Source organism: Pseudomonas saudiphocaensis (genome assembly GCF_000756775.1).
In the GTDB taxonomy this organism is placed as follows: domain Bacteria; phylum Pseudomonadota; class Gammaproteobacteria; order Pseudomonadales; family Pseudomonadaceae; genus Stutzerimonas; species Stutzerimonas saudiphocaensis.
In genome coordinates, this window is the sequence record NZ_CCSF01000001.1 from 612037 (window position 1) to 630726 (window position 18690).

Annotated in this window: 12 protein-coding genes; 6 read left to right on the top strand and 6 right to left on the bottom strand. The window is 61.5% G+C overall.

Annotation, left to right across the window (positions count from 1 at the left end):
• Positions 1-364 precede the first annotated feature (364 nt).
• Positions 365-1837 carry a murein biosynthesis integral membrane protein MurJ gene (gene murJ / locus BN1079_RS02980; protein ID WP_037022187.1) on the bottom strand — a complete coding sequence of 491 codons (1473 nt, stop codon included), beginning with the start codon at positions 1835-1837 and terminating at the stop codon, positions 365-367.
• 240 nt (positions 1838-2077) lie between these two features.
• Between murJ and BN1079_RS02985 the strand changes: the two genes are divergently transcribed.
• The 5 genes from BN1079_RS02985 to BN1079_RS03010 all read left to right on the top strand — a co-directional run bounded on the left by BN1079_RS02985 (position 2078) and on the right by BN1079_RS03010 (position 12806).
• On the top strand, positions 2078-3313 hold the full coding sequence (locus BN1079_RS02985; protein ID WP_037022188.1) for an MdtA/MuxA family multidrug efflux RND transporter periplasmic adaptor subunit: 1236 nt from the start codon (positions 2078-2080) through the stop codon (positions 3311-3313).
• On the top strand, positions 3310-6390 hold the full coding sequence (locus BN1079_RS02990; protein WP_037022189.1) for an MdtB/MuxB family multidrug efflux RND transporter permease subunit: 3081 nt from the start codon (positions 3310-3312) through the stop codon (positions 6388-6390). The genes BN1079_RS02985 and BN1079_RS02990 overlap by 4 nt, the downstream gene beginning before the upstream one ends.
• A 10-nt stretch (positions 6391-6400) precedes the next feature.
• Complete coding sequence (locus tag BN1079_RS02995; protein WP_037022190.1) at positions 6401-9505, top strand: efflux RND transporter permease subunit; 3105 nt, start codon at positions 6401-6403, stop codon at positions 9503-9505.
• A gap of 47 nt (positions 9506-9552) precedes the next feature.
• Positions 9553-10992 carry an efflux transporter outer membrane subunit gene (locus tag BN1079_RS03000; RefSeq protein WP_269450506.1) on the top strand — a complete coding sequence of 480 codons (1440 nt, stop codon included), beginning with the start codon at positions 9553-9555 and terminating at the stop codon, positions 10990-10992.
• A 617-nt stretch (positions 10993-11609) separates the two neighbouring features.
• Entirely contained in the window at positions 11610-12806 is a 1197-nt protein-coding gene (locus BN1079_RS03010; RefSeq protein WP_052114416.1) for an MFS transporter, read from the top strand.
• Here BN1079_RS03010 and BN1079_RS03015 read toward each other — a convergent pair.
• The 5 genes from BN1079_RS03015 to BN1079_RS03035 form a co-directional block, all read right to left on the bottom strand.
• Positions 12786-13775, bottom strand: coding sequence for a lysylphosphatidylglycerol synthase domain-containing protein (locus BN1079_RS03015; RefSeq protein ID WP_231850759.1), 990 nt, complete (start codon positions 13773-13775; stop codon positions 12786-12788). The genes BN1079_RS03010 and BN1079_RS03015 overlap by 21 nt on opposite strands.
• The gene (gene clsB, locus BN1079_RS03020) at positions 13772-15007 is read right to left on the bottom strand and encodes a cardiolipin synthase ClsB (RefSeq protein ID WP_037022194.1); all 1236 of its coding nucleotides are present in this window, start codon (positions 15005-15007) and stop codon (positions 13772-13774) included. Before clsB ends, BN1079_RS03015 begins: the two co-directional genes overlap by 4 nt.
• The gene (locus BN1079_RS03025) at positions 15004-15807 is read right to left on the bottom strand and encodes an endonuclease/exonuclease/phosphatase family protein (RefSeq protein WP_037022196.1); all 804 of its coding nucleotides are present in this window, start codon (positions 15805-15807) and stop codon (positions 15004-15006) included. Before BN1079_RS03025 ends, clsB begins: the two co-directional genes overlap by 4 nt.
• The gene (locus tag BN1079_RS03030) at positions 15804-16721 is read right to left on the bottom strand and encodes a DUF72 domain-containing protein (RefSeq protein WP_037022197.1); all 918 of its coding nucleotides are present in this window, start codon (positions 16719-16721) and stop codon (positions 15804-15806) included. The genes BN1079_RS03025 and BN1079_RS03030 overlap by 4 nt, the downstream gene beginning before the upstream one ends.
• Positions 16722-16842: 121 nt before the next feature.
• The gene (locus tag BN1079_RS03035; RefSeq protein WP_037022199.1) at positions 16843-17754 is read right to left on the bottom strand and encodes a LysR family transcriptional regulator; all 912 of its coding nucleotides are present in this window, start codon (positions 17752-17754) and stop codon (positions 16843-16845) included.
• Positions 17755-17858: 104 nt separating this feature from the next.
• Here BN1079_RS03035 and BN1079_RS03040 point away from each other — a divergent pair, with 104 nt between their 5' ends.
• On the top strand, positions 17859-18689 hold the full coding sequence (locus BN1079_RS03040) for a DODA-type extradiol aromatic ring-opening family dioxygenase (RefSeq protein WP_037022201.1): 831 nt from the start codon (positions 17859-17861) through the stop codon (positions 18687-18689).
• Position 18690: the final 1 nt, after the last annotated feature.

Consider the following 18690-nt stretch of genomic DNA (forward strand, 5'->3'; position numbering starts at 1 on the left):
GAGCAGTGTCTGCCATTTGCGGGAGAAGCCCTTTCGGAAACGGACTGCTCTCGCAGGCGCGAATTTTTTGTTCGCGAGCTTTTCTCCGGTTATCCCACAGCTCGCGGATAGGTCACATGAAGGAGTTGGTGTAGGCCGGTAAATCGCGAACTGCGCCCAGATTGCGCACAACGCCGCGTAGGAGTGGGCCACGCCCACGAACATGGCTTGCACGCTGGGGAGGTGTTTGTTCGCGGGCATGGCCCGCTCCTACTCTAAATCGCCGTTCGCCGTTCGCCGTTCGCCGTTCGCCGTTCGCCGGTCCGGCCGTAGGGCCGAATTTATTCGGCCAACTGCGTATATGGCATAGCTCCTCTTGGAGTACTCAGGTCCGCTTCATCGACCAGTAGCTCGGCTTGAACAGATCACGCTCGCCCAGCAACAGGACTCCGGCGGCATAGGCGGCCAGGACCAGCGCGATATACAGGCACAGCTGCAGCAACCCGTGCGGTACGGGTGCCCAGTGCAGAGCGACGGCGATGGCTGTTCCCGTGAGTATCCAGCGCAGCAGCACGGCGACTCCCAGCCCATTGGGTGTGGCTCGGTAGACGTACAACCCCATGAATACCGCCTGCAGAATGGCGCCGCTGGCGAAGGCGATGGCCAGCCCCTGGGCGCCGTAGTGGCGATAGAGCAGGGCATCGAGGCCAATGGTCATTGCGGAACTGATCAGTGTGATCACCAAAAACAGCCGAGCCTGATTCTGCGCCAGCAGGGTCCGGCCCCACAGCAGCGCCAGCCCCATCGCCGGCAGGCCCAGCGCATAGAGCACAACCAGCGAGGCGGTGGCTTCGGTCTGGGCGGCGCCAAACTCGCCGCGCTCCAGCAGAATTGCCACCACCGTTTCGGGAAACGAGCAGAGCACCACCGACGCCGGAAGCAGAAACAGCATCGTTGCCAACAATCCCTTGCGTACAGCCGAGGCGTAGCCGTTCATGTCAGCGTCGTTCCAGCTGGCCACGAAGCGCGGGAACAGCACCGCCAGTACCGACAGCGCGTACAGCGTGAGCGGGATAGTGACGATGCGAAAGGCAAACGACAGCATGGTGATGCTGCCTTCCTCCAGGTAGGAGGCGAAGATCCGTTCGGCGAGGATGCAACTCTGCTGAGCGGTTGCCGCCAGAAGTACCGGCAGGAACGCCAGGCTGAAGCCGGTACCATGGCCGGTGGTTTCGACTTCGACTTTTGCTTTGCCACGCAGGTAGGCGATCCGCCGATGCTGGACGATGATCAGAACCAGCTGGGGCAGCAGCATGCCGATAAAGATCGCAACGTCGGTGGGCTGGAAAAACAGGATGCCGATGATGGCGCCGGTGTTGAGTAGCACCGTGCGGGTCATCGGCAAGAGGAAAATCTCATCCATGTTGAGCAGTGCGCCCTGGCAGTAAAGCGCCACCTGGACTGCGACCAGCAGCGCACCTATGCAGAACACCAGTTGACCGGCTTCAATCTGTTCAACATTCCAGCCGGGTGCCAGCAAGCCGAGTAGCCAGAAGCTGCCGACAATGGCGAGCAGGCTGGCCAGCACGCCGATCAGCATCACCCGCCAGTAGAGCCAGCGCGCCACCGAGATAAACAGCGCCTCGGACTGGCTGCGCAGCTTCTGCAAGTAGGGAATCATCGAATCGCGCAGGGCGAGGCTGAGAAAGTTCTCGAAGAAGACCGGCAGGATCAGCGCGACGAATATCAGGTCGGCTTCCCAGCTCAGGCCGAAATTCTTGGCAATGAACAGATCACGCAGGAAGCCGAGCAGAAAGCTGACGATGGCCAGCACGAGGATGATCAGTGATGTGTTCATTCCATTGATCCTGTACAGACTGTCATCGATGCCATGTTGTATGGCATCGGCCCTTTGGGGTGCATGTCCGCAAGCGAAATCTAGACTGGATTATTTCCTTCATGGTTCCCTTGATTTACAGACGTTTGCGCGGCGTATTCATCGTCGACAAGCGTCGATACGTAAAAATGCGGTAAATCCCCTTTGCGAGCGGGCCGCGACTGCTTATGGTTCACGCTCTTTTTCAGGCGAACAGCGTTCATGTCCGAGGCAAATAACTTTTCCAGCGGCTCGCTGCGGCGTGGGCTGGTCATTTTTCTTGTATTGGCAGCTGCCGTGCTGCTGGTCTGGTGGTTCTGGCCCAGTGCTGACGAGCAGCCTCAGCGTCCCAGCGGGCCGCGCGGGATGTTCGGCGGCCCTACGCCGGTGCGTGTGGCGCCAGCGGAGCAGGGGCGTTTCGAGGTCTACGTCAAGGCGCTGGGCACCGTCACGCCACTGAACACGGTCAACGTGCGCAGTCGGGTGGCCGGCGAGCTGATGGACATTCACTTCGACGAGGGCCAGCGGGTGAAGGCCGGCGACCTGCTGGCGGTGATCGATCCGCGTCCCTACAAGATCGCGCTGCAACAGGCCGAAGGCACGCTGCAGCAGAATCGTGCCTTGCTGCAGAACGCCGAGGTGGACCTGAAGCGTTATCAGGGTCTCTACGACGACGACAGCATCGCCAAGCAGACTCTGGACACCCAGCGCGCGCTGGTCAGCCAGTATCAGGGCACCCTGGCGGCCAACCAGGCGGCAGTCAACGAGGCACGTTTGAACCTGCAATTTACCGAGATCCGTGCGCCCATCGACGGTCGTGTAGGGCTGCGTCAGCTGGATCTGGGCAATCTGGTGGCAGCCAACGACGCCACGCCGCTGGTGGTCATCACCCAGACTCAGCCGATGGCGATCAGCTTCACCCTGCCTGAAGGGGAGCTGCCACCGGTGCTCAGCCGTTTCCGCCGTGGTGAAGAGCTGGCGGTGCAGGCCTGGGATCGTGGCGAGCGGATGCTCTTCGGCGAAGGTGTTCTGGAAAGCCTGGATAACCAGATTGACACCACCACCGGCACACTCAAGCTCAAGGCCCGTTTCGACAATGAGGCGGAGCTGCTGATTCCCAACCAGTTCGTCAATGTCCGGCTGCGTGTGGAAACCCTTCAGGACGCCACCCTGATACCGTCCGAAGCACTGCAGTTCGGCTCGCGCGGGCATTTCGCCTATGTCGTCGGCGAAGACAACAAGGTTCAGCTGCGCATTCTTGAAGTGGGCCCCAGCAACGGCGAGCACACCGTGATCCTCGCGGGGTTGGCCGAGGGCGAGCGGGTGGTGCTGGAGGGTACCGATCGCCTGCGCGACGGTGCCGAGGTGGAAGTGGTCGACCGGCACAAGCTGGCTGAAGAGGCAGCAGAAAACCCGGTGATTGAAACTCAGGGTGGGCATGGGCGTCCGGCGCGATGAATATTTCGCGGCTGTTCATCCTGCGGCCTGTAGCGACCACGCTGAGCATGGTCGCAATTCTGCTGGCCGGCCTGATCGCCTACCGCATGTTGCCGGTATCGGCACTGCCGCAGGTGGATTACCCGACCATCCGCGTCATGACGCTGTATCCCGGCGCCAGCCCGGACGTGATGACCAGCGCCGTTACCGCGCCGTTGGAACGTCAGTTCGGGCAGATGCCGGGCCTGACTCAGATGTCTTCGACCAGCTCGGGCGGCGCCTCGGTGATCACCTTGCGCTTTTCGCTAGAGGTGGCGCTGGATGTAGCTGAGCAGGAAGTTCAGGCGGCTATCAACGCGGCTGACAACCTGCTGCCCAACGACCTGCCGGCGCCGCCGGTTTACAACAAGGTCAACCCCGCTGACACCCCGGTGATGACCTTGGCCATCACCTCCGAAAGCCTTGCCTTGCCCAAGCTCCACGATCTGGTGGACACGCGCATGGCGCAGAAACTGGCGCAGATCAGCGGCGTCGGCATGGTCAGCATTGCCGGCGGCCAGCGCCCGGCGGTACGTATCCGGGTCAATCCCGAGGCTTTGGCGGCTTACGGCCTGTCGTTGGCAGACGTGCGTTCGCTGGTGACCAGCTCCAACGTCAACCAGCCCAAGGGCAACTTCGATGGCCCTACGCGGGTATCGATGCTCGATGCCAATGACCAGTTGAGGACGCCCGAGGAATACGCCGAGCTGATCCTCGCCTACGAGGACGGCGCCACCCTGCGGCTCAAGGACATCGCCGAGATCATCGACGGCGCCGAAAACGAGCGCCTGGCTGCCTGGGCCAATGAAAGCCAGGCGGTGCTGCTGAATATCCAGCGCCAGCCGGGAGCCAACGTCATCGAGGTGGTCGAGCGTATCCAGGCGCTGCTGCCGGAGGTCAATGCCAGCATGCCGGCGGGCATCGACGTGGTGGTGCTGACCGACCGCACCCAGACCATCCGCGCCGCCATCACCGACGTACAGCACGAGCTGTTGCTGGCGACCTTGCTGGTGGTGATGGTCACCTTCGTCTTCCTCAAGCGCCTCTCGGCCACGGTCATCCCTTCGATTGCCGTGCCGCTGTCGTTGATCGGCACCTTTGCGGTGATGCACCTGGCCGGTTTCTCACTGAACAACCTGACGCTGATGGCATTGACCATCGCCACCGGTTTCGTGGTGGACGATGCCATCGTCATGCTGGAAAACATCGCCCGCCATGTCGAGGAGGGCGAAACTCCGCTGCAGGCTGCGCTCAAGGGTGCTCGGCAAATCGGCTTTACCCTGATTTCGCTGACCTTTTCCCTGATTGCCGTGCTGATCCCGCTGCTGTTCATGCAGGACGTAGTGGGGCGGCTGTTCCGCGAATTCGCCATCACCCTGGCGGTGGCCATTCTGATTTCCCTGGTGGTGTCGCTGACTCTGACGCCGATGATGTGCGCCAAGCTGCTCAAGCCGGCCACCGTCGACAAGGCCAAGCCGGATTGGGTCGAGCGCCTGATCGGCGGCTACGCCGGCTGGCTGACCTGGGTGCTCCGGCATCAGACGCTGACTCTGCTGGTGGCGGTCGGCACCCTGGCACTGACCGTGGTGCTCTACCTGATGGTGCCCAAGGGCTTTTTCCCGGTGCAGGACACGGGTGTGATCCAGGGCATCAGCGAGGCGCCGCAGTCGATTTCCTTCCGCGAAATGAGCGAGCGTCAGCAGTCGCTGGCGCGGGTGATCCTGGAAGATCCGGCGGTGGTGAGCCTGTCGTCCTATATCGGCGTGGACGGCGACAACGTCACCCTCAACAGTGGCCGCCTGCTGATCAATCTCAAACCCCACGGCGAGCGCGACGTCACGGCCAGCCAGGTCATCGACCGGCTGCGCCCTGAACTGGCGAAGCTGCCCGGTATCGAGCTTTACATGCAGCCGGTGCAGGACCTGTCCATCGAGGATCGGGTCAGCCGCACCCAGTTCCAGTTCAGCCTGGAATCGCCGGATTCCGAGCTGCTTCAGGAGTGGACGCCACGTCTGGTCGAGGCGCTGCGCGAGCGGCCGGAGCTGACCGATGTGGCCAGTGATCTTCAAAGCGATGGCCTGCAGATCTACCTCGACATCGACCGCGACGCCGCCGCGCGCCTGGGCATCGGGATTTCCGCCATCACCGATGCGCTCTACGACGCATTCGGCCAGCGGCAGATTTCCACCATCTTCACCCAGGCCAGCCAGTATCGCGTGGTGCTGGAAGCCGAGGCCAACAACCGGCTTGGCCCTCAGGCGCTGGAGCAGCTGTTCGTGCAGAGCGAGAGCGGTACGCCGGTGCGGCTTTCCAGCCTGGCGCGGCTGGAGCAGCGTAACGCACCGCTGCTGATCAACCATATCGGCCAGTTCCCGGCGGTGACACTGTCGTTCAACCTGGCCGAGGGCATCTCGCTGGGCCATGCGGTGGAGATCATCAAGGAAGTGGAGGCGGAGATTGGTCTGCCAGCCGGCATTCAGACGCGCTTCCAAGGCGCCGCTGCGGCTTTCCAGGCGTCGCTGTCGAGCACCTTATTGCTGATCCTGGCGGCGGTGGTGACCATGTATATCGTGCTGGGCGTGCTCTATGAGAGCTACATCCATCCGATCACCATCCTCTCGACGCTGCCGTCGGCGGCGGTTGGCGCGCTGCTGGCGCTGCTGCTGACCGGCAATGACCTGGGCCTGATCGCCATCATCGGCATCATCCTGCTGATCGGCATCGTCAAGAAGAACGCCATCATGATGATCGACTTCGCCTTGGAGGCCGAGCGTCATCAGGGCATGAGCCCGGCGGATGCGATCTACCGCGCCGCGCTGTTGCGTTTCCGGCCGATTCTGATGACCACCCTTGCGGCGCTGTTCGGTGCGATACCGCTGATGCTCGCCTCCGGTTCCGGCGCGGAGCTGCGCCAACCGCTGGGCCTGGTACTGGTTGGCGGCCTGCTGCTCAGCCAGCTGCTGACCCTGTTCACCACGCCGGTGATCTACCTGTTCTTCGACCGTCTGGGTCAGCGCTTTTGGCGCAAGGACGGGGTAGGGCAGGAAGCAGGCGTATGAGGCGCAAGCGATGAATCTGTCCGCGCCCTTTATCGCTCGCCCGGTGGCGACCATGCTGATGAGCCTGGCGATCCTGCTGCTGGGCGGGGTGAGTTTCGGCCTGTTGCCGGTTTCGCCACTGCCGAATATGGATTTCCCGGTGATCACCGTGCAGGCCAGCCTGCCGGGAGCCAGCCCGGAAATCATGGCTTCCAGCGTGGCAACGCCGCTGGAGAGGTCCCTCGGCAGTATCGCCGGGGTCAGCCAGATGAGCAGCCGTAGCAGCCAGGGCTCGACGCGAATCATCATCCAGTTTGATCTGGACCGTGATATCAACGGCGCCGCACGTGACGTGCAGGCGGCCATCAATGCCTCGCGCAACCTGCTGCCCAGCGGAATGCGCAGCATGCCGACCTACCGCAAGGTGAATCCGGCGCAGGCGCCGATCATGGTCCTGGCGCTGACCTCCGAGGTGCTGGACAAGGGCCAGCTGTATGACATCGGCTCGACCATCCTGGCGCAAAAGCTTTCGCAGGTTCCCGGTGTGGGCGAGGTGCAGGTGGGGGGCAGTTCGCTGCCTGCGGTGCGGGTCGAGTTGCAGCCGCAGCAGCTGGAACAGTACGGGGTTTCCCTCGATGAGGTGCGCCAGACCATCGCCGATGCCAACGTACGCAGGCCCAAGGGGATGGTCGAGGATGAACATCGCCACTGGCAGGTACAGGCCAACGACCAGTTGCATCGGGCGGAAGACTATCTGCCGCTGATCATCCGTCACCAGGAGGGTGCCACCCTGCGCCTGAGCGATGTGGCCAGGGTGCGCGATGCAGTGGAAGATCGCTACAACGACGGCTTCTTCAACAACGAGCGTGCCGTGCTGCTGATCATCAACCGTCAGGCCGGCGCCAACATCATCGAGACCATCGAGGGCATCCGCGCCGAACTGCCGGTGCTGCAGGCCATCGTTCCGGCCAGCGTCAACCTGGCGGTGGCGATGGACCGTTCACCGGTGATCCGCGCCACTCTGCACGAAGCCGAGCGTACGCTGCTGATCGCCGTGGGGCTGGTGATCGTGCTGGTGTTCCTCTTCCTTGGCAAACTGCGTACCGCGTTGATCCCGGCGCTGGCGGTGCCGGTGTCGCTGGTGGGCACCTTTGCGGTGATGTACCTGTTCGGCTTTTCTCTCAACGTGCTGTCGCTGATGGCGCTGATCCTTGCCGCCGGCCTGGTGGTGGACGATGCCATCGTGGTGCTGGAGAACATCGCCCGGCACATCGACGAAGGCGTGCCGCCGATGCGTGCCGCCTACATCGGCACCAAGGAGGTGGGCTTCACGTTGTTGTCGATGAACCTCTCGCTGGTGGTGGTGTTCGTTTCCATCCTGTTCATGGGCGGTATCGTCGAGCGCCTGTTCCGCGAATTTTCGATCACCCTGGCAGCGGCCATTCTGGTGTCTCTGTTGGTGTCCCTGACCCTGACCCCAATGCTCTGCGCGCGCTGGTTGAAACCTCGCGATCCAGAGGGCGACGGCCGTCTGCATCGATGGAGCCACGACGCCCACCAGTGGCTGCTGCGCCATTACGATCGTTCCCTGGGCTGGGCGCTGCGGCACCGACGCATCACTCTGATCAGCCTGCTGGCGACCATCGGCCTGAACGTTTTCCTCTATATCCAGGTGCCAAAGATTCTGTTGCCACAGCAGGATACCGGCCAACTTACCGGCTTTATCCGTGGCGACGACGGCCTGTCGTTTCAGGTGATGCAGCCGAAGATGGAAATCTATCGTCAGGCGGTGCTGGCCGATCCGGCGGTGGAGAGCGTCGCCGGCTTTATCGGTGGCAGCGGCGGGATCAACAACGCCTTTATGATCGTTCGCCTCAAGCCGCTGGAAGAACGCAAGATATCGGCGCAGAAAGTGATCGAACGCATTCGTGCCAACCAGCCGAAGGTGCCTGGCGGGCGCATGTTCCTGATGGCCGACCAGGACCTCCAGTTCGGTGGCGGTCGGCAGAGCAGTTCGGCGTATTCCTACAATCTTCTGGCCAGCGACCTGGCCGATTTGCGTACCTGGACACCCCTGGTCACACGGGCGCTGATGGCCTTGCCGGAGCTGACCAGCATTGATGCCAATGACGGCGAGGGAGCGCAGCAGATCAGCCTGAAGATCGACCGTGACGAAGCCAAGCGTCTTGGCATCGACATGAGCACAGTGACCACCCTGCTCAATAACGCCTTCAGCCAGCGGCAGATTTCCACCATCTATGAGTCGCTCAACCAGTATCGGGTGGTGATGGAGGTCGATCCGGCCTACGCCCAGCATCCCGAGGTGCTGGAGCAGATCAATGTCATCACCACGGACGGCCGGCGCGTGCCGCTGTCGGCCTTTGCCCGTTACGAACGCAGCCTGGAAGAGGACCGCGTCACTCACGAAGGCCAGTTCGCTGCGGAGAATATCGACTTCGACCTGGCTCCCGATGTCAGCCTCGACCAGGCGACTCGGGCCATTGAACGGGCGGTCGCCGCCATCGGCCTGCCCAGCGAAGTGCAGGGGCGCCTGGGTGGCAGCGGCGACGCGTTTCAGAGCACCCAGCAGGGACAGCCGCTGATGATTCTCGGCGCGCTGGTGCTGGTCTACATCGTGTTGGGCATTCTCTATGAGAGCTACATTCACCCGCTGACGATTCTCTCCACGCTGCCTTCGGCGGGTGTCGGCGCGCTGCTGGCAATCATCCTGATGCGTGAGCAGTTCAGCCTGATCTCGCTGCTCGGGCTGTTCCTGCTGATCGGCGTGGTGAAAAAGAACGCGATCCTGATGATCGACCTGGCACTGCAGTTCGAACGCAATGACGGCCTGGCGCCGAGCGAGTCCATTCGCCGTGCCTGCCTGCTGCGTTTCCGGCCGATCCTGATGACTACCCTGGCAGCCATTCTTGGTGCGCTGCCGCTGCTGCTGGGCGGCGCGGAGGGCGCCGAGATGCGCCAGCCGCTGGGCCTGACCATCATCGGCGGCTTGATCCTCAGCCAGATCCTCACGCTCTACACCACGCCGGTGGTCTACCTCTATCTGGACCGCCTGCGCCATCGTTTCAACAGCTGGCGCGGGGTTCGCACCGATGCCGCACTGGATAATCCGCTATGAGTTCGTTGTGCCTGAAATTTCCCCTCCGGCCCCTGACTGTGCTGCTCATGAGCCTGTCATTGGGCGCCTGTACCCTTGGCCCCGACTACCAGCGCCCGGAGCTTCCGCTACCTGGTGAGTTCAGGCAGGCCGAAGGCTGGAAGCCGGCGACCCCTGCCGATCATTTTCTCGGCGAGCCCTGGTGGCAGCTGTACGAGGATGCTGAGCTCAATGCCCTGGTGGAGCGCCTGAATGTTTCCAACCAGAACCTTGCCGCAGCCGAGGCCCAATACCGCCAGGCCAGAGCGCTGGTGCGCGGTGCCAGGGCCGGGTTTTTCCCGTCGCTGTCCGGCAATGTCGGCAAGACGCGCTCTGGCCGTGGCGCGGGCGGCGGCACCACGACCCTGCCGGATGGCTCCACAGTGAGCAATTCGGGTGGCGGCGGGATTTCCCAGAGCTATGACCTGAATCTCGCAGCCAGCTGGGAGCTGGATCTTTGGGGGCGGCTGCGCCGTGGGCTGGAGTCCAGCCGCGCGACCATGCAGGCCAGCGCTGCCGATCTGGCGGCGGTACGCCTCAGCTTGCAGTCGGAGCTGGTCCAGAACTACCTGCAGTTGCGTGTGCTTGATGCCGAAAAGCGTCTGCTGGAGGCCACGGTACAGGCCTACGAGCGTTCGCTGCGCGTCAGCGAGAACCAGTACCGCGCCGGAATCGTGCCCCGTTCCGATGTCAGCCAGGCCACGACTCAGCTCAGAAGCGCACAGGCCCAGGCCATCGATCTGCAATATCAGCGTGCCCAGCTGGAGCATGCCATTGCGGTACTGATCGGCGTTGCGCCCTCGGAGCTGAGGGTCGCCGAAGTGGCGAATATTCCGCGTCTGCCGGAGGTTCCCGCGCTGCTGCCGTCACACCTGCTGGAACGTCGCCCCGATGTGGCTGCTGCCGAGCGTGAGGTGATGTCCGCCAACGCTGAGATCGGCGTGGCCAAGACAGCCTGGTTCCCCAGCCTTAGCCTGAGCGCAGCCGGTGGCTATCGCAGTGGCACTCTGGACAACTGGATTCAGACGCCCAACCGCTTCTGGTCCATTGGCCCCGAGTTCGCCATGACCCTGTTCGACGGCGGCCTGATCCGCTCGCGCATCGAACAGGCCGAGGCCAGTTATGACCAGACCGTGGCCGGGTATCGTCAGACCGTGCTGGACAGCTTCCGTGAGGTGGAAGACAGCCTGGTGCAGCTGCGTGTGCTGGGGGAGGAGGCGCAGGTTCAGCGCGAGGCTCTGGAAGCCGCACAGGAATCGCTGCGGTTGATCGAGAACCAGTATCGCGCCGGTACCGTGGACTTCCTCAGCGTGGTCACCGTGCAGACCACAGCGCTGAACAACGAGCGCACCAGCCTCAACCTGCTTGGCAGTCGCCTGCTCTCCAGCGTGCAGCTGGTCACGGCGCTGGGTGGCGGCTGGCATAGCCAGCAGCTGGCCGAGGAACCAGTGATGGCAACCGAGCAATAGCAGGTTCAGGCAGCCCGTATTTCGCGGGATTTACCGGCTGCCGGTCCCGGTTTAGGCCAGCACGCACATATTTTGAAAAAAATGTGCTTTCAGGCGATGGAAGATGTGACTCTTTCGGCTTTGCGAAGTCTCACCTGTCGTACGGGTCAAATGACGGCTGGGATAGCCGTTTCGCTTGCCCCGTATGGCTTTGCCAGGCCAGGCCCAGGACATGGGTTGGTGGATAGATTTCATCAATCTCCACTATGACTTTTGTCTGTTTCCACAAGAAACCAGGGTAAGGCAATCTTCAATTCCGCCCCATAACCCTCGGGGCAATAGTGTTTATGCCAATGGAGGCAACAGTGAACTTCCCGCATCAGGTCTACCTCGCCGAGTTTGCTCTGCAGCACGCACGTCGCGGAGTCGTTACTTACTACTACATGGCCAGCGCCGTTAAGCGGAGCTTGTCTCCCAAGGTAGTGACCTCCTGATCAAATAGCGGATCTTCATCTCCAACAGCTTGTTCCAAGGCCCTTTTGTAAGGGCCTTTCTGCAAGGCCTCACCGATAAGAGTCGAGGCCGCATGGACGAATCGTCCATAATGCTTGTCCGGCCTTAAGTTCAACGGGCATTCCATGAAAAAAGCTTGGTCAGCCTTTCCCTGGGTCTGTTTCGCCATGTGCGTCGGCGTTATGGGAACGGCGCTTATATCCCCCCTCTATCCTCTCTATCAGGAAGCCTGGCAGCTGCGGACCAGTGATATCTCGCTGATCTACATCCTGTATATGCTTGGCGCCTTGAGTGGTCTGTTGTTCATGGGCCGCCTGTCCGACACCCTGGGGTTTCGCACGGTTATGCTGCTCGGCCTGTTGCTGGGGTGGGGCGGGACCTTGTTGACGACGCTTGCGTGGGATCTGACGAGCCTGAACACTGGGCGTTTCGCCGTAGGGCTCTCATCCAGTCTGATCGTCACCAGTGCGACGGTGGGGTTGATGCAGATATCCCGGCCCGACAACGCGCAATGGGTGTCGATGATGACCAGCTTTCTGCTGGCCTTCGGTTTCGGGCTTGGGCCGCTGACCGGCGGGGTTATCGGGCAGTGGTTGCCATACCCGCTGGTCGTGACCTACATCCCGACCCTGCTGCTCTGCCTGCTCGGGATCTATGCGCTGCTGCGTATCGAGCTGGCTCCTCACGTACCACCGGCAAGCGGAACCCTCGGCTGGCGAACCTTTCTGCCACGTCTGACCGGAACCTCTCGGGCTGATGCCTGGCCATTCATCCTGACCTGCGCCTGTCCGTTCTTTGCCTTCGGCATGTTCGGACTCTATGCCTCCTTGTCACCGCTGTTTCTGGAAAAAATGCTGCCCTGGCACGGTCCTGTGGTAAGTGGGACGGCGATTGGCGTAATCCTCCTGGCTTCGGCTGTAACCCAGCTGGCCTGCGCTCGCCTGCCGGTGCGTTGGTGCGGTTCGCTTGGCCTGCTGGCGGTGGTTATCAGCAATGCTTTGCTGGTCCTGAACTTCAGGGCCGGTTCCAGCCTGATATTCAGTCTTGGCGTATCCGCCACTGCGCTTGCCCATGGTCTGTGCCTGTTGGGAGGCATCAGTATGGTCAATCGCATTGCCAGCCCGGCACAGCGGTCCGGGCTGATTTCAACCTACTTGGTGTGTGGCTATGTCGGCAGTATCGCGCCGTTGTTCGGTGTCGGCTGGATCGCCGACCACTACGGCCTGCAGACCGCCATCACCCTGTTTTGCTGCACGGTGATCGTTCTCGCTACGCCGCTTGCGTGGTGCTTTTTCCGGCACTCAAGAATGCGAGGCAGCTGAGGCGTTGCGAAGTTTCTTGGCGCGCGCTTCCAGCACGATGTAGACCAGGGTCGCGAAGAACAGCGGGATGAGGAAGTAGATCACCCGGTAGCCAATAAGGCCGGCGACGACGCTGCCCTTGCTCATTTCCCCGGAGGCGAGGAAAGCCACGAATACGGCTTCGATGACGCCCAGTCCGGCCGGAATGTGGGTGATTACACCGGCGATGCTGCTGATCATCAGGATGCCCAGCACCATGGGGTACTCGACTTTCTGTGACAGCATGAAATACACCACCAGGGCCATCAGTGACCAGTTGGCAGCGCCCAACAGCATCTGAATCAGCGCCAGTTTCCAGGACGGCAATTCGATTTCGTGACCACGAAGGCTCCACTGCCGGCGCTTGGAAAAGCGGCAAAGTCCCAGGTAGAAGAGGCTGATTGCAATCAGCAGTACGCCCAGCAGGCGCAGTGCAGTCGTGCCGATCTCCCAGTCAGCCGGCGGCTTTATCCAGCCCATGGCGAAGATCGCACCCGCCAGCCAGAGGTAGCCGAGCCAGTTGGTCAGCACGCTCATGGTGAAGATGCGTGTGATCTGCGCAGCGCCCAGCCCCAGCCGCGAGTAGAGACGGTAACGCAGAGCGATGCCGCCGACCCAGGCGCTCAGGTTGAGATTGAAGGCATAGCAGACGAAGGTGATGGGAACCACCTGTTTGATCGGTAGGTCGTGACCGACATAGCTCTTGGCGAGCACGTCGTAGCAGCAGTAAACCGCGTAGCTGGCTAAGGCAGCGCCGCCGGCCATCAGCAAGGTCTGCATGCTGTAGCTACGCAGTGTGTCGGCGACTTCCGCCCAGTCCAGGCTGCGTGCAAGGCTGATCAGCAGGCCGGCGACAAGCAGAAAAAACACATAGGTAAGGATTTTCTTTATCGTCGGCCAGCGCCGTTTCCAGACGCTGCGAGTCTCGTTGTTCATGGCGTGCGGATTCATCGATGCTCTCGTTGCAACGGGGTGGGATCGGATTCGAGCGGCTCGGAATCGAGAAGCTGCAACTTCGGTTTGTGTACGGGGAAGAAGCCCACCAGCTGAGGAAAATGGCGCAGGAAGTGAAAGATCACGAAAGCCAGCGGAGCGCGCCACCAGAAACCTCGAACGATCCGTTCGAGAGGAATGCGCCGGCAGTCCTCGCGCAGCAGCCGGTCGAGATTCTCATGCAGCTTACGGTTGAAGCCGTGGTCGCGAATGATCAGATTCGCTTCCAGATTCAATGAAAGACTGAGCGGGTCGAGATTGCTCGAACCCACCGTGGACCATTCGTAGTCGGCCAGCGCAACCTTGCCGTGTAGCGGTCGCTTGCAATATTCATGAATCTCAACGCCGGCGTTCATCAGGTAGTTGTAGAGCATGCGCGCACCGAACTTGGCGATGGGCATATCCGGTTGGCCCTGCAGGATCAAACGCACCCGCACGCCGCGGCGCGCTGCATTGCGGATCTCCCGCAGCACCCGATAGCCGGGGAAAAAGTAGGCATTGGCGATCACCAGACGCGAGCGCGCATCGCGTATGGCTTGCAGATAATGCTGCTCGATGTCGTTGCGATGGTCGTTGTTGTCACGGGTGACGAAAAGCGTCCGCGCCTCGCCACGGCTGATACCCGCATAGCCATCACTGGGAGGCTGGACCCGGCGTTGCCACCAGCGCCTCCCTGCCTGGGGCGGGGCGATATTGGCGAGGGCGAAACGGTGGATGTCGTGAACCACCGGCCCTTCGACCTGCAATGCGTAGTCCTGCTTGGCCTCGGGGCCAAAATCCCCGAGGTGATCTGCCGAGAAGTTGATCCCGCCGATAAAGGCCAGCTCGCCATCCACCACCACCAGCTTGCGATGCATCCGGCGGAAAATATTGACGCGTTTGCCGAGCAGACGCTTACCCGGATCGAACATGTGGATGCGTACGCCGGCCTGGATCATGGCAGCGGCAAAATCGCCACTCAGATCAGCCGATCCGTAGCCATCGACGGTGACGTCGACGCTGACACCGCGCTCGGCCGCACCGATCAGAACTTCCTGCAAGCGGGCGCCAACCTTGTCCTGATAAAAGATGAACGTTTCCAGCAGGACTTCTTTTTTCGCTGCTGCAATGGCGTCGAAGACCGCTGGGAAAAACTCTTCGCCATTCTCCAGCAACTGAAGACGATTCCCGTCTCTCCAGTGAAAATTCATAACCTTATCTCCACCGCCAGGGGCAGATGATCGGACAAGTGCGTCCAGGGTTTGTTACCCAATATTTGCGGCTTATGGCTGGTGGCGTTGCGCACGTAGATGCGGTCCAGGCGCAGCATCGGCCAGCGTGCCGGGAAGGTCTTGGCCACCTGGCCGTGGGAAAGTGCGAATACTTCGTGCATGCCGGCACAGCGGTTGAGGGTGTTTGCGGCTTTTAGACGCCAGTCGTTGAAGTCTCCGGCGACGACCACGGGCGCGTCCTCGGGCAGCGAATCAACCAGCTCGCAGAGCAATTCGAGCTGTTTCTGACGATGCGACTCTCGTAGGCCCAGGTGCACGCAGATGGCGTGAAAGTCGTTGTGTCCCGGCACTTGCAGAATGCTGTGCAGCAACCCACGCCGCTCCGGCCCGCCAACGGATACGTCGAGGTTCTCGTAACGTGTAATGGGGAATTTGGACAGCAGCGCATTGCCGTGATCGCCGTCCGGGTAGACCGCGTTGCGGCCGTAGGCGAAGTCGGTCCAGATGCTGTCGGCAAGAAATTCGTATTGCGACATCTTCGGCCAGTCCTGGAAACGCAGCGCGTGCTTTTCATGAGTGCCCAGCACTTCCTGGAGAAACACGATGTCGGCCGATATGGAGCGCACGGCTTCGCGCAGCTCCGGCAGAATGAAGCGTCGATTCAGTGGCGTGAAGCCCTTGTGAGTATTGACGGTAAGGACCCGAACCGAGTCCACCGCGGTGGCCAGGTGGCTGTCTAGATCGGTGGGGTCTAAATGCTGTTTTTTTTTCAGGGTCACACAAAAGCTCCTTCAAGCTGGCCAGGACGAGTCTCCAGGCCTTGTTCCAGCCCGAGCCGGCACAGCAGCTGCCGCGCGTCATAGGGGGCTCGGACCTTCACGTCGTTGTCGAAATAGCAATACACCGAACGCGCCTCGGCGGCGGGCTTGGCGTTCGGGTCGATCAGCTGGGCATCGTCCGGCTGGCCACCCTCGTGCCAGCGCTGAATCCGCTGACACCAGCGTTCCAGCGCCTGATCGGTGTAGCCACTGGTGTAAAGCTTCTCGGCGCCATGCAGTCGCAGATAGAGAAAATCGCTGGTCAGGTCTTCGCGATAGGGCCACTTGCCGGCGGTGTCGGCGATCACCAGCGCCACCTGATAAAGGCGCAACAGGTCGGTGAAGGCGGGGTCGACGAAGCTCTCGTTACGAATCTCCATGGCATGGCGAAGCGGTCGCGGCTGATCGATCTCCAGGTAGCTGCGGCCCTGCATTCGCTCCTCGCAACCCTTGGCTATCTGCAGCGCCGTCTCGGTGTCGTGGGGCAGTTGTTGCAAGAAGGACTCGACCAGTTTCGCGTCGAATTTGAAGCTGGGCGGGAACTGCCACAGCAGCGGCCCCAGCTTCTCGCGCAAACGAAAAATGCCCGAAGCGAAGAAGTTGGCGATGGGCTTCTCGACATCCTGCAGTCGCCGGATATGGGTGATGTAACGCGGGCATTTGACGCTGAAGACGAATCCCTCGGGCGTGTCCTCATACCAGCTGGCATAGCGCTCGGGTGTCTGCAGCGAATAGAAAGAGCCATTGATCTCGATGCTGGTCACTGCCCGTGAGGCAAAGCGCAGCTCATGCTTTTGTACCAACCCCTCGGGATAGAAGTCGCCCCGCCAGGGCGCGTAGCGCCAGCCGGAAATCCCCACATGAATGGCTGCCATTCGGAAGCGTCTCCAACCGTAGTCACGTGCCGATGGAAACGGCGATTGCCGCCTCAGTTATTCCGACTGAGAGCAGCTGCGGCAGTTCACCTGGCGTGCTGGGTGGCGCTCCCGCCTCGTGTCACAGCGTCCAGGGCTGGGTGCCGCCATAGGTCTCGACGAGGAAGTCGATCATGACTCGCACCTTGGCCGGAGGACGGCGGTCAGGGGGATAGAGGATGTAGATGCCGTCAATGACCTGCGGCGGCTGGTCCAGTTCCAACGCCACCAGCTCGCCACGGCGTAGCGACTCGACAACGATGAACAGCGGCTGGTAGATCAGACCTTGTCCTTGCACCGCGGCGGCTAGCAACGCCTCGCCATTGTTGGCCACCAGGTCGCCGTCGACCTTGGCGCGGATGTCCCCGTTACGGCCGAATATCCATTCATGGGCACTGCCCGTGGTGGCGAGGTTGTAGGTGAGGCAATTGTGCTGGGCCAGATCTGCCACCCGCCGTGGTACGCCGCGGGAATCGAGATAGGCGGGAGCGGCACAGAGCACCAGCGGCACGTCGCCAAGCTTGCGCGCCTGCAGCGAACTGTCTCCGAGTTTGCCTATGCGCACTGCCATATCCCAGCCGCCGTCAATCAGGTCGACCTGACTGTCGCTCAGGCCCAGCTCTACTTTGACTGCGGGATGCCGGCGGCTGAACTGGAACAGAATCGGTGCGATGTAATGGATGCCGAACGTTAGCGGTACGTTGAGGCGAAGCAGACCGGACGCCTCGAAACGTTGCGAGCTGATGGTGGCCTCGGCCTCATCTATATCGCCGAGTATGCGCTGACAGGCTTCAAGGTAGCGGTTCCCGGCCTCGGTCAGGGTCAGGCGGCGGGTGCTGCGGTGGAACAGCTTGACGCCCAGATGAGCCTCCAGGGCATCGACATGCTTGGTCGCCATGGCCGGTGACATGCCTTGGTGACGCGCTGCAGCCGACAGGCTGCCGGCGCTGGTGGCCCGTACAAAAACGCGCATGCTGGTAATGCGATCGAGCATTTCAGTTCCTACTGTGGGTGTTAACTGTTAGCGGATTTTGGCATGTTCTAAAGGCCTGGATGGTAATAGATACTGCTCTCACGTTTTATTCAAGAGGGCAGAACATGCAAACGTCCAAGGTTTCGGCGAACAAGCGGATGCCGACACTGTTTATTCCCCATGGTGCAGGGCCGTGTTTCTTCATGGACTGGAACCCCACCAATGCCTGGGATGCCACCGCTCGGTTTTTGAAGGGCATTGCGGCAAGCCTGCCGGAGAAGCCCAAGGCGATCCTGATGATCTCGGCGCACTGGCTGGAAACCGAATTCCGTGTCACCGGCGCTGCACAGCCGGGGCTGATTTACGACTACTACGGTTTCCCGACGCACACCTATGAGTTGCGTTATCCGGCACCGGGCAATCCCGACCTGGCCTCACGCATCGTTGGCTTGCTCAATGCAGCAGGACTGGCGGCAAGCCGTGATGAGAGCCGGGGTTACGACCACGGCATGTTCATTCCGTTGAAACTGATGTTTCCAGAGGCACAAATTCCGGTCCTGCAGTTGTCTTTACGCAAGGACCTGGATCCACAGGCGCTGCTTGAGGCGGGGCGGGCTCTGGACCAGCTGCGCGACGAAGGTGTGCTGATCATCGGCAGCGGCATGAGCTTTCACAATATGCGCGGCTATGGCGATCCTCATTTTGGGCCGCTGTCCGATGAGTTTGATGCCTGGCTCAGCTCAACGATTGAAGCACCGGCGGAGCAGCGTGAGGCTGGGCTGGCGCACTGGGAGCAGGCGCCGTCAGCGCGCCTGTGCCACCCCGCAGGCGGCGAAGAGCACCTGCTGCCTCTGATGCTTGTGGCCGGAGCGGCCAATGATTCACAGGGACGCAAGCTGTTCAGCGACCGCGTCATGGAAACCACATTGTCAGCCTTCGGATTTGGCTTCGATTGAG

Coding starts and splice junctions, on each gene's coding strand:
- clsB (WP_037022194.1), bottom strand. CDS start 15,007: ATGAATTTTCACTGGAGAGACGGGAATCGTCTTCAGTTGCTGGAGAAT.
- murJ (WP_037022187.1), bottom strand. CDS start 1,837: ATGAACACATCACTGATCATCCTCGTGCTGGCCATCGTCAGCTTTCTG.
- BN1079_RS03010 (WP_052114416.1), top strand. CDS start 11,610: ATGAAAAAAGCTTGGTCAGCCTTTCCCTGGGTCTGTTTCGCCATGTGC.
- BN1079_RS02985 (WP_037022188.1), top strand. CDS start 2,078: ATGTCCGAGGCAAATAACTTTTCCAGCGGCTCGCTGCGGCGTGGGCTG.
- BN1079_RS02995 (WP_037022190.1), top strand. CDS start 6,401: ATGAATCTGTCCGCGCCCTTTATCGCTCGCCCGGTGGCGACCATGCTG.
- BN1079_RS03035 (WP_037022199.1), bottom strand. CDS start 17,754: ATGCTCGATCGCATTACCAGCATGCGCGTTTTTGTACGGGCCACCAGC.
- BN1079_RS03015 (WP_231850759.1), bottom strand. CDS start 13,775: ATGAATCCGCACGCCATGAACAACGAGACTCGCAGCGTCTGGAAACGG.
- BN1079_RS03000 (WP_269450506.1), top strand. CDS start 9,553: ATGAGCCTGTCATTGGGCGCCTGTACCCTTGGCCCCGACTACCAGCGC.
- BN1079_RS03030 (WP_037022197.1), bottom strand. CDS start 16,721: ATGGCAGCCATTCATGTGGGGATTTCCGGCTGGCGCTACGCGCCCTGG.
- BN1079_RS02990 (WP_037022189.1), top strand. CDS start 3,310: ATGAATATTTCGCGGCTGTTCATCCTGCGGCCTGTAGCGACCACGCTG.
- BN1079_RS03040 (WP_037022201.1), top strand. CDS start 17,859: ATGCAAACGTCCAAGGTTTCGGCGAACAAGCGGATGCCGACACTGTTT.